We start from the raw sequence: 10,316 nt of genomic DNA, 5'->3' as shown, positions 1-10,316 counted from the left end.
GCTGCCCCCCTCCCCCCTTCCCTTCCCCCCCCCCCGCTCCCCCCCCCCCCCCCCCCCCCCCCCCCCCCCCCCCCCCCCCCCCCCCCCCCCCACGGCCGGTGGGCGCGCCCTACGGCCTACGACTCCAGGGACTTGGCGGCGTCCCGGATGACGTCGAGGACGAAGTCGGGGTGCGACAGCATCGGGACGTGGCTGCTGTCGATGTCGAAGGTCTTCGCGCCCATCCGCTCGGCGGCGGCCCGCTCCAGGTCCGGGTTCACGGTGCGGTCGTTGTTCGCGACGATGTACCAGCTCGGCTTGGTGCGCCAGGCGGTGCCGGGGACCTGCTGGGCGAACAGGTCGGCGACCGGCACGGCGCCCGTCGCGAGCACCAGCTTCTGATCGGCGGCCGACAGGTCGCCGCAGAAGTCGCCGATGCCCGCCTCCTGCAGCCAGAGCCGGCCGTCGACGACGCCGACGTGCGCGAAGACGGGTGTCGGGGGGAACTTCTCCTGCTGCCCGACCGAGGTCTCGTCCTCGTCCGGGGCGAGCGCGGCGATGTAGACCAGGGCACCCACCCGGTCGTGGACACCGGCCTTGGTGATCAGAGTCCCGCCGTAGGAGTGGCCGACCAGCACCACCGGGCCCGGCACGTGCTCGATGGCCCGGGTGACGCACGCGACGTCGCCCTCCAGGGAGTCGAGCCCGTGCTGCGAGCTGTAGACCTCGTGGCCCTCGGCCTGGAGCGTGGGGATCAGCTTGTTGAAACACGACCCGTCGGCCCAGAGCCCGTGGGCGAATACGATGCTGGCCTTACCGGCCATGACGTCCTCCTTCGTCGATACCGCGCCGTGACGGAACACGGAACACTACGGTCAGTATCCGGTTGGTCACCGTGCGCGGCATCCCGGCCGCACCCTGCGCGCACCCCGCGCGCCGCCCCGGGCCACGATGCCCCGGGGCTGCCCGTAACCCTTGCGGCGCGGTTTCGTTGGACCGGCCATGAAGAAGCGCAGCATGCTCGCCGTCGCCTCGCTCGCCGTCGGCGTGGTGGCCTCCCTGACCGCTCCGAGTGCGCACGCCAGCGAGGTCGGCGGCCAGGAGGGCCTGCCCGGCCCGCTGACCAGCGCCCCGGACGCGGTGCCGGGGCAGGTCGGGGACGCGGGCGGCGTGGTCGGCCAGGCCACCGGCTACGTGACCGGCTCGGCGGACGGCCTGGTGCCGGTCACGCCCGCCTGACCTCGCACGCCCAACCTCACACGCTCAACCTCGCACGCCTTTCCTGCACGTCGGGTGCGGGCCCGGGGAGGGGTGGGTGCGGCCGTCGTGCGGCTCCCCGCCCCGGGCCCGATCGGGATCAGGCGCGGAGGAGGTACCAGCCGCCCAGGCCGTTGCAGGCGGTGTTGACGTAGGCGCCCAGGCGGTAGCCGGCTGGCACGGGCTGGTACGGGCAGACCTGGAGGCCGACCCGGGCCACCACCTGGAACCAGGAGCCGATGCCACCGCAACCGGGCACCTGGTGGCCGGTGTTGACGTAGCCGGGCGGGATCGGCGAGCCCGCGCAGGTCCAGATGCCGTCCCTGGCGAGCTGCATGAACCAGGCGTCGATATTGGCGCAGCCGTTGCTGTTGGCGACGTGGGAGGTCAACACGTAGCCGGGCGGGATCGGCGAGGTGGCGCAGGTCCACAGGCCGTCCCTGGCGAGCTGCATGAACCAGGCGTCGTAGCCGTCGCAGCTGGTGGGGTTGTGCCCGGAGAGCACGTAGCCGGCCGGGATCGGCGAGGTGGCGCAGGTCCAGATGCCGTCCCGCACGGGCTGCTGGTACCACATGCCGGCACCGTTGCAGCCGTTGTTGGTGTGCATGGTGAGGACGTAGCCCGGGGTCACGGGCGCGCCCCGGCAGATCCAACCGGGCCCGGCCGCAGCGGCGTTGGCGGCGGAGGCGGAGGCCCCGGCGGGCGCGGCGGAGGCAGGTGCGGCACCCGCTCCGACCAGGACGGCCACCAGCAGCGCGAGCGCCCCGGCCAGGGCGGCGAGTCGGCTCCGGAGGGCAGCGGTCGACGAACGGTCCAGCAGTCGGTCACGTAGTTCTGTCACTTCACACCAGTCCTGTCGGCAGGTCCGTAGGGCCCCGCACGGCGGCCGTGCGGGTGCCGGGGTGGTGGAACCGGTGCGACAGTAGCAAGACTTGGAACGCTCCAAGAGGGCTTCGATGCGGCCAGCATGCGCACGTCAAAGGTTGGCCGGAAACGCTCGCCCGGCCTTGCCCGGGCGCGACCGCGCCGCCCCGGGCGGGGCCGCTCCGGGCCGGAGCCGGAGAGGGCCGGTCAGGAGGACATCGGTGCGCCCAGGTCCTGGGTCCACAGGGTGCCGGCGGGGCTGGTGGCGACGCCGACGCCGATGTCCTTGAAGCCGCAGTCGAGCATGTTGGACTGGTGGATCCCCCCGTCCATCCAGCGGGCGAAGACGCTCGCCGCCGTGGTCGGGCCCCGGTCGAGGTTCTCGCCCCACTGGGACCAGCGGTAGCCGGCCGCAGTGATCCGGGCGTCCGTGCGGACGCCGTCCGGGTTCACGTGGTCGAAGAAGCCGCGGGCGGCCATGTCGTCGGAGTGCTTCTGGGCCGAGGTGTGCAGCCGGGGGTCGATCCGCAGCGGGGCACAACCCGCCTTGGCGCGTTCGGCGTTGACCAGGTCCACCAGCTGCCGTTCCGGGTTGGGCTGGGGCGCGGCCGGGGTCGACCGGGTGGCGGTCGGCGAGGGCGTCGGGGTCGGGGTCCCGGTGGGGGTCGGGGTCGCGGTGGGGGTGGCGGTCGGGGTTTCGGGGACGGTCGCCGGCAGGGCCACCGGGGTGTCGACGGCGGCGGCCGGGGCGGTGGGTTCGGGCACCGCCGCGCGCGGCGGCTCGGTGGGGTTCGACCAGACCAGGGCCAGGGTGGTGACGGCCACCGCGGCGGCCGTACCGCCCGCCAGCGCGGCCTTGCGGGCGGCGGTGCCGGCCCAACCGCCGTGCGCGCCGCCGCCGGTGGCCGCACCCGCGGCCGTACCGCCCGCGCCCGACCCCGCACCGGCCGCCGCCGTGTGGGCGCCCGCCACGGCGGTCGCGGCGGTGTGCTGGAGGTGCAGCAGCGCGGGCGAGGCGGACGGGATCGGGACCAGCGCGAGGCCGGCCAGCAGGCCCTCCGCCGGGAAGAGGTCGCGGCCCAGGCCGTCGCAGCCGGCGCAGCCGCGGATGTGCCGGGCGATCCGCTTGCGCCAGACCGAGTTCGGGGTGCCGTCGAACCCGGCGGTGACCTCGGCGAGTTCGGGGCAGCGCGGGTAGGCACCGAGGGCGCGGACCACGACCCGCCCGGCTTCCAACTGCTTCTTCATCCGCTGGACCCGCACGGCGGCGTGCGGCACGGTCAGGTCGAGGGCCTCCGCGAGCTCGGCGCGGGTGAGCTCGCCGGCGGCCTCCAGCCACCACAGGGCGAGCAGTTCACGGTCGTCCGGATCCAGCCAGCGGGTGGCCTCGGCCACCTCGCGGCGCTGGCCGGACAGGCCCAGGCGCAGGATGGTGAGGTCGGTGAAGTCGGCCCGGGGGTCCGGGACTTCCCAGGTCTCGTCCAGGCCGCCGACGGTGGGCTGCTGCTGCCCGGCGGCGTGCCGGCGGCGGACCTGGTTCATGGTGATGGCGACCAGCCAGGAGCGGAAGGACTCCGGGTCGCGGAGCCCGTCCAGACCGTCCAGAGCGCGGATCATCGTCTCCTGGGCCACGTCGTCCACGTCGGCGTGGCCGCGCAGGGCGCGGCCGGCCACGTTGTAGACGAGCGGCAGCCAGGTGGCGACCAGGGCCTCCTGGGCCTGCCGGTCACCTGCCTGCGCCGCGCGTACCAGGGTCGTCCCGGTCCTGTTCTGCACATCAGCGTTCATGGTCCGCACTCCGTCTTGCCGTGTTTCCGTCCGCCGCTGCCTCCTCGGAGACCTGTGGGGAGTGATCAGATAACAACAATGTGCGCGGAATCGGAAAATCGGACTGCCCGGTGGCCGGAGGTACCGGCCACCGGGGGTGGGCGGAGGCGGGGGCAGGGGCGAGCGGCGGCAGCGAGGCGCGGGTCCGGGGCGGGCCCGGTCAGGCCGGGGCGGCGAACACCTGGGTCCACCACGGGCCGTTGGCGCCGGTCCGCACCCCCACCCCGAGCTGCTTGAAGTCGCAGTTCAGGATGTTGGCGCGGTGACCGGGGCTGTTCATCCAGGACTCCATCACGGCCGCCGGGTCGCTCTGCCCCCGGGCGATGTTCTCGCCCCAGGTGCTCCAGCGGTAGCCGACCGCCTCGATCCGGTGGTCGGCGTGGTAGCCCTCCGGGCTCGCGTGGTCGAAGTAGTTGCGGTTGGCCATGTCGTCGCTGTGCGACTGGGCCGCGCTGGCCAGCCTGGGCTCGGCGGTGACCGGGCCGCACCCGGCCTTGGCCCGCTCGGCGTTGACCAGGTCGACGACCTGCTGCGCGAACGCGGGGGACGATCCGCCGCCCGCCGGGGCCGCGGCGGCCCGCTGGGCGGTGCCCGCCGCGGCGTTGGCGCTCGAGCGGGTGGGCGCCGGGCTCGGCTTGGCGGTGGCGGTGGCCGTCGGGGTCGGCGTCGCGGTGGCGGTGGCCGTCGGGGAGGCGGTGGCCGTCGCGGTGGCCGTCGGACTCGGGGTGGGCGAGGGGCCCGTCGCCGTCGGACTGCCCGACGGCGGCACCACGCCCGCGGGGACCGCTCCCCCCGCGCCCGGCACCTGGATGCCCTCGTGCGTCCCCAGCTCGGCGGCCACCAGCGAGTCGGCCGCGGCGGCCTGCCCGGCGAGGTCCCGGTCGCTCTGCTTGCCGCCGTACGCCGCGTAGCCCGCCCCGGCCAGTGCGGCTATCAGGCCCGTCCCGGCCACGGCGGCGACGACCACGGTCACCGGCACGAACCCGGCTCGCCGGCGCCCCCGGCGGCCGTGCCCGGTGTGCCGCGCGGCGGCCCGCCGCGCGGCCCGGCCACCCGGGCGGCCGCGGCCGCCGCTCCCGCCGGCGCCGCCGTTGCCGCCGTCGCTCGCCGGGATGATGGTCGTCCTGTCGTCGCTGTTCACGTGGCCACTGCTTTCTGTCCAGGTCGGCTGGTCGGGTGCCGACACCTGGGAGACCCCCCGGCGGAACGCCGATAACAGAAACTCCGAACGAATGTCCGGCGACTTGGTCACCCGATCCGGTCGGGTGCTCCGGTCGGCCGTCCCGGCCGGCGCAGTGGGCTCGGCGCATTGGGCCCCGGCGCGGTGGGCCCGGCGCAGTGCGCAGAACTCGGCGGGCAGGGCTCAGTGGGCAGAGCTCAGGTGGCCGGGGCCTCCGGGGCCATGTCGTAGGTGACGAACATCGTCCGGGTGGCGACCTGGTCGTACTTGCTGCGCGCCCGGTGGTTGTCGTCCGCGGTGATCCAGCGCACCGTGCTCCAGCCGCGCTCGGCGGCGATCTCCCGCAGCCGGGCCAGCAGTTCGTCCACCGCCCCGCCGCCGCGCACCTCGGGCGCGACGAACAGGTCGTCCAGGAACCCCGCCACCGTGCCGTGCAGCGGCCGGGCGAACGGCCGGAAGTGCGCGAAGCCGACCGGCGTCCCCGCGCCGTCCCGGACCAGCAGTCCCTCCACCTCGTGCTCCGGGTCGTTGAGCCAGGACCACACCAGGGCGGCCTTCTCCTCCGGCATCGGCACCCGGTAGAACTCGCAGTACCCGCGGAAGAGCTCGCGCCAGCGCGGGTAGTCCCCCTGCTCCGGCGCACTGATGCTCCAACGGTTCACGGCGGCGGTGCTCAACTCGGTCTCCTCGCTGGTCGAACGGCTCGGGCCAGCATGCCGCCCCGCCGCCCGCCCGCCGATCTCCACCTCGGCCAACACCAGGTACCCCCGCACTCCACTCCGGCGCTTCCCGGCCGGCCGCTCCCGCCTCCACGGGGGAACGCGACGGCGGCCGGGCCGGAGCCCGGCCGCCGGGAGCGAGCCGTTCGGGAGTGAACCGTCAGGGGTGAACCGCCGGAAACGGTGTCAGAGGCGCTCGGGGACGGGGTTGCCGACCGCCTCGATGGCCCGGCGGACCGGGACCTTCACCAGGACGGCGAACCCGATCACGAAGAAGATCAGCAGCGAGATGATCGCCGAGCGGTAGCTGCCGGTGACCTGGTAGGCGAGGCCGAAGACCAGCGGGCCCATCCAGCTGGTGCCGCGGTCGCTGACCTTGTAGAGGCTGAAGTACTCGGCCTCCCGGCCCGCCGGGATGAGGTGCGAGAACAGCGAGCGGGAGAGCGCCTGGCTGCCGCCGAGCACCAGGCCGATCATGCAGGCCAGGGTGTAGAACCAGGCCGGCTGGTGGGCCGGCATGAAGTAGCCGAGGGCCAGCGTGACCACCCAGCCGACCAGCGAGCCCAGGATGGTCTTCTTGGCGCCGTACCGCTGGGCGATCCGGCCGAGCAGCAGGGCGCCGCCGATCGCCACGATCTGGACGATCAGCACCGCGATGACCAGGGTTCCCTGCTCCATGCCGAGTTCCTCGCTGCCGTACAGCGAGGCCTGCGAGACGACGGTCTGGATGCCGTCGTTGTAGCAGAGGAAGGCCGCCAGGTAGAGCAGCGTCAGCGGGTGCTTGCGCATGCTCTTGAGGGTGCGGCCCAGTTCGCGCAGGCTGCCGGCGGCCGGCTGGTCCGGCGTGGCCTCGGCGCGCGCCCGGACGACGCCGGCCCGGGAGGGCAGCCGCAGCATCGGGACGATGGTGAACAGCGCCCACCAGAGGCCGGCCGAGGCCAGGCAGATCCGCACGGCGGTGCCGGAGGAGAGGCCGAGCGCCTCGTGGCCCTGGAACAGCGCCAGGTTGGCGATCAGCAGCAGTCCGCCGCCCGCGTAGCCGTACGCCCAGCCCTTGGAGGAGACGGCGTCCCGCTCGTCGGGGGTGGCCAGGCCCGGGAGGTAGGCGTAGGAGAGCGCCACGGACACCGCGTACGAGATGTTGGCGACCACCAGCAGCGCGCCGCCCAGCAGGTAGCGGTCACCGTCGAGGAAGAACATCCCCATGGTGGCGAGCGCGCCCACGTAGGCGAAGCCGCCCATCAGCTCCTTGTGCCGCCCGGTGCGGTCGGCGACCGTGCCGGTCAGCAGCATCGCCGCGACCGAGATCAGCACGGAGAAGGAGACCGTGTACGGGAAGAACGATCCGGCGCGGATCGCCAGGCCGAGCGGGTGCACGTCGCCGGACGCGTCGGCGGCGTTCTTCGCCACCTCGGTCAGGTACGGCCCCAGGAAGACCGTCAGGACGGTGGCCGAGAAGGCGGCGTTGGCCCAGTCGTTGATGTACCAGCCGAACTGCATCCGGCGCAGGGCGCGGCCGTCGTCGGCGGCCGCCGGCGGCGACGAGACGTCGTCCGGCAGGTGGTCCGTGGTGCTCATGGGCTCCTATTTCACTGTGCTGGAGCCGGTGCTGCCGTCCGTCCAGCAGCCGCGCTCGCCGAGGACGCCCTTCAGGACGTCGATGCGATCCGCCATGATGCCATCCACACCCAGGTCGAGGAGAGACCGGATCCGTGTGGCATCGTCCACAGTCCACACGTGGACCTGCAGGCCGAGGCGGTGGGCGGCCCGGACGAAGGCCCGGTCGACCACCCTGATCCCCCGGTGCCGCTCCGGCACCTGGGCGCAGACCCCGGTGAACGGCGCCCCGCCCCGCGCCAGCGGGCCCGCCAGCGAGCGCAGCCGCAGCCGGGCCACCTCGCGCGGGCCCAGCGAGGTCGCCAGCCGGGGGCCGGCGGCGGCGCGCACGGCGGCGATCCGGCTGTCGGAGAAGCCGCCGACGCAGACCCGGTCCCAGGCGTTCGTCCGGCGGACCGCCTCGACCAGCGGCCGCACGGCGGGCGCCGCCTTCACGTCCACGTTGAACCGGGCGCCGGGGAACGCCCCGAGCAGGTCCTCCAGCAGCGGCACCGGCTCGGTGCCGCCGATCCGGGCCCGCCGGACGGTCTCCCAGGGCAGGTCGGCGACCGCCCCGGCGCGGTCGGTCACCCGGTCGAGCCGGGAGTCGTGGAAGGCCACCAGCACGCCGTCGGCGGTGGCGTGCACGTCCGTCTCCAGGTAGCGGTAGCCCAGCGCCACGGCGGCCTCGAACGCGGCGAGCGAGTTCTCCGGGTGCCCGAGCTCACCGCCCCGGTGCGCGAAGGCCAGCGGCCCCGGGTGGTCGAGGAAGGGGTGCATGCGGTGCTCCGAGCTGCTGGGAAGGGACGCCGCGCGGCCCGCTCCGACGGCGCCGCGGCCCCGCGCGCGTTACAGTATTACGCATCCTGTCAAGGAGTAACGGCAGTGGGCGTCGGCTCCGGCGACGCCCAGGACTGTCCGTCCTCTAACGGTCCGGTGGTCGGGCGCTCCTCGAACGCGTCGGTGCGGCGCAGGTCGTAGAGGTAGGACTTGCCGGCTTTCCAGCTGCGCCAGGGGCCGAGCGGCGGGAACGGCCCCTGGCCCGTACGGCCGGACAGCGGCCAGCCGTTGGCGGTCCCGTCGGCACCCACGGTGCACCAGCCCCGCTCGGGCAGCCACCGGCACCACACGTCGAGGTCCAGGCGACGGAAGGACGGTCGGCCGTTGAACTCGCCGTCCCTGCGGTAGCGGTAGGTCAGGCCGTCCGCCCGGCGCACGAACTCGATCGACACGGCCGCTCCACCTCCCCGGTCAAGTGCTGGACGGGAAAGGCTACGTGCCGGGGTTGTCGGGGTGCGGGGCCGGGGGGCCGCGCCGATGCTGGGGGTGGAGGTGGCGGCGGATGGGGTTGCGGCGGTTGGCGGAGGTGTCGCGCGAGGTGGCGGCGGAGCCCGGGCGGCGGGCGAAGGTGGGCCTGTTGGCGGGGTGTCTGCGGGAGCTGGGGGCCGAGGAGGGGGCGGCGGCGGTGGTGCTGCTGTCGGGTGAGGCGCAGCGGCTGCGGACGGGGGTCGGGTGGGCGGCCCTGCGGGACCTGCCGGCGCCGGCGGTGGCGGCCTCGCTGGGGGTGCGGGAGGTGGAGCGGGAGCTGGAGCGGATCGCCGGGGTGCACGGGGCGGGGGCGCGGGCCGAGCGGCGGCGGCTGCTCGTGGGGCTGTTCGGGCGGGCGACGGAGGTGGAGCAGGGGTTCCTGCGGGCGGTGCTGGTCGGGGACCTGCGGCAGGGGGCCCTGGACGCGCTGGTCGGGGACGCGGTGGCGCAGGCGGCCGGGGTGCCGGTGGCGGCGGTGCGGCGGGCGTTGATGTTCCGGGGGTCGGCGCGGGCGGTGGCGCTGGCCGCGCTGGGCGGTGGCGCGGAGGCCCTGGCGGGGTTCCGCCTGGAGGTGGGGCGGCCGGTGCGGCCGATGCTGGCGGCGGCCGCACCGGACGTGGCGTCGGCGCTGGAGCGGACGGGTGCGGCTGCGCTGGAGTGGAAGCTGGACGGGATCCGGGTGCAGGTGCACCGGGACGGCGGGGAGGTCGGGGTGTTCACCCGCGGCCTGGAGGACATCACGGCGCGCGTCCCCGAAGTGGCGGAGGCGGCGCTGGCGTTGCCGTTGCGGTCGGCGGTGCTGGACGGCGAGGCGATCGCGCTGGGCGCGGACGGGCGGCCGCGTCCGTTCCAGGAGACCGCGGCGCGCACCGCCACCCGGCGGGATCCGGACCGGCTGCGGGCCGAAGTCCCGCTCAGCGTACGGTTCTTCGACCTGTTGCACCGGGACGGCGAGGACCTGGTGGACCGGCCGGGCCGGGACCGCTGGGCGGCACTGGCCGGGGCCGTACCGGCGGATCTGCGGGTGGCCCGGATCGAGACCGGGGACCGGGCGGAGGCGCTGGCGTTCTTCCGCGGGGCGCTGGCGCTCGGCCACGAGGGGGTGCTGGTGAAGGACCCGACGGCCGGGTACGCGGCCGGGCGGCGCGGGGCGGGCTGGATCAAGGTGAAGCCCCGGCACACCCTGGACCTGGTGGTGCTGGCGGCGGAGTGGGGCAGCGGCCGGCGGCAGGGGTTCCTGAGCAATCTGCACCTGGGGGCGCGGGCGGCGGGCGAGCCGGGCCTCGGCCCGTGGGTGATGCTCGGGAAGACCTTCAAGGGGCTGACCGACGCCACGCTCGCCTGGCAGACCGCCGAGCTGCTCGCCCGGGAGGTCGACCGGGACGCCCGGACGGTGCTGGTGCGGCCGGAACTGGTCGTCGAGATCGCCTTCGACGGCCTCCAGCGCAGCCCCCGCTACCCCGCCGGGCTGGCCCTGCGGTTCGCCCGGGTGGTGCGGTACCGGCCGGACAAGAGCGCCGCCGAGGCCGACACCGTGGCCGCCGTAAGGGAGTTGGCCGCCGCCGAGGGCCTGTGAGGCCGTCCGC

10 protein-coding genes are annotated in these 10,316 nt (G+C 75.0%); 2 read left to right on the top strand and 8 right to left on the bottom strand.

Annotated elements, in window-relative coordinates; all coding sequences use genetic code 11:
- Positions 1-116: 116 nt before the first annotated feature.
- Positions 117-803 carry an alpha/beta fold hydrolase gene (locus ACZ58X_RS16985; RefSeq protein ID WP_470334412.1) on the bottom strand — a complete coding sequence of 229 codons (687 nt, stop codon included), beginning with the start codon at positions 801-803 and terminating at the stop codon, positions 117-119.
- A gap of 178 nt (positions 804-981) precedes the next feature.
- Here ACZ58X_RS16985 and ACZ58X_RS16980 point away from each other — a divergent pair, with 178 nt between their 5' ends.
- Positions 982-1,218, top strand: coding sequence for a hypothetical protein (locus ACZ58X_RS16980; RefSeq protein ID WP_470334411.1), 237 nt, complete (start codon positions 982-984; stop codon positions 1,216-1,218).
- A 118-nt stretch (positions 1,219-1,336) separates the two neighbouring features.
- Here the strand turns inward: ACZ58X_RS16980 and ACZ58X_RS16975 are convergent, their stop codons facing one another.
- The 7 genes from ACZ58X_RS16975 to ACZ58X_RS16945 all read right to left on the bottom strand — a co-directional run bounded on the left by ACZ58X_RS16975 (position 1,337) and on the right by ACZ58X_RS16945 (position 8,654).
- Positions 1,337-2,077 (bottom strand): hypothetical protein, encoded by a 741-nt coding sequence (locus ACZ58X_RS16975; protein WP_470334410.1) that lies wholly within the window; start codon positions 2,075-2,077, stop codon positions 1,337-1,339.
- A 230-nt stretch (positions 2,078-2,307) separates the two neighbouring features.
- Positions 2,308-3,888, bottom strand: a complete 1,581-nt coding sequence (locus ACZ58X_RS16970; protein WP_470334409.1) for a sigma-70 family RNA polymerase sigma factor — start codon at positions 3,886-3,888, stop codon at positions 2,308-2,310.
- Between the two features lie 199 nt (positions 3,889-4,087).
- Complete coding sequence (locus tag ACZ58X_RS16965) at positions 4,088-5,068, bottom strand: CAP domain-containing protein (protein WP_470334408.1); 981 nt, start codon at positions 5,066-5,068, stop codon at positions 4,088-4,090.
- 236 nt (positions 5,069-5,304) lie between these two features.
- Complete coding sequence (locus tag ACZ58X_RS16960) at positions 5,305-5,784, bottom strand: GNAT family N-acetyltransferase (protein ID WP_470334407.1); 480 nt, start codon at positions 5,782-5,784, stop codon at positions 5,305-5,307.
- A gap of 228 nt (positions 5,785-6,012) precedes the next feature.
- Positions 6,013-7,404 (bottom strand): MFS transporter, encoded by a 1,392-nt coding sequence (locus ACZ58X_RS16955; RefSeq protein WP_470334406.1) that lies wholly within the window; start codon positions 7,402-7,404, stop codon positions 6,013-6,015.
- A gap of 6 nt (positions 7,405-7,410) precedes the next feature.
- Positions 7,411-8,202 carry a glycerophosphodiester phosphodiesterase gene (locus ACZ58X_RS16950; RefSeq protein ID WP_470334405.1) on the bottom strand — a complete coding sequence of 264 codons (792 nt, stop codon included), beginning with the start codon at positions 8,200-8,202 and terminating at the stop codon, positions 7,411-7,413.
- 89 nt (positions 8,203-8,291) lie between these two features.
- Positions 8,292-8,654, bottom strand: a complete 363-nt coding sequence (locus tag ACZ58X_RS16945) for a hypothetical protein (protein ID WP_470334404.1) — start codon at positions 8,652-8,654, stop codon at positions 8,292-8,294.
- Between the two features lie 110 nt (positions 8,655-8,764).
- Between ACZ58X_RS16945 and ACZ58X_RS16940 the strand changes: the two genes are divergently transcribed.
- Positions 8,765-10,306, top strand: a complete 1,542-nt coding sequence (locus tag ACZ58X_RS16940; RefSeq protein WP_470334403.1) for an ATP-dependent DNA ligase — start codon at positions 8,765-8,767, stop codon at positions 10,304-10,306.
- The last annotated feature ends 10 nt before the right edge of the window (positions 10,307-10,316 follow it).

It is taken from the genome of Kitasatospora sp. NPDC040550 (assembly GCF_055594965.1).
This window is presented reverse-complemented; position numbering and strand designations above follow the sequence as displayed.

Bases quoted from the DNA above. Each gene is read 5' to 3' on its own strand.
- ACZ58X_RS16955 (WP_470334406.1), bottom strand. From the start codon at position 7,404: ATGAGCACCACGGACCACCTGCCGGACGACGTCTCGTCGCCGCCGGCG.
- ACZ58X_RS16940 (WP_470334403.1), top strand. From the start codon at position 8,765: ATGGGGTTGCGGCGGTTGGCGGAGGTGTCGCGCGAGGTGGCGGCGGAG.
- ACZ58X_RS16950 (WP_470334405.1), bottom strand. From the start codon at position 8,202: ATGCACCCCTTCCTCGACCACCCGGGGCCGCTGGCCTTCGCGCACCGG.
- ACZ58X_RS16980 (WP_470334411.1), top strand. From the start codon at position 982: ATGAAGAAGCGCAGCATGCTCGCCGTCGCCTCGCTCGCCGTCGGCGTG.
- ACZ58X_RS16970 (WP_470334409.1), bottom strand. From the start codon at position 3,888: ATGAACGCTGATGTGCAGAACAGGACCGGGACGACCCTGGTACGCGCG.
- ACZ58X_RS16985 (WP_470334412.1), bottom strand. From the start codon at position 803: ATGGCCGGTAAGGCCAGCATCGTATTCGCCCACGGGCTCTGGGCCGAC.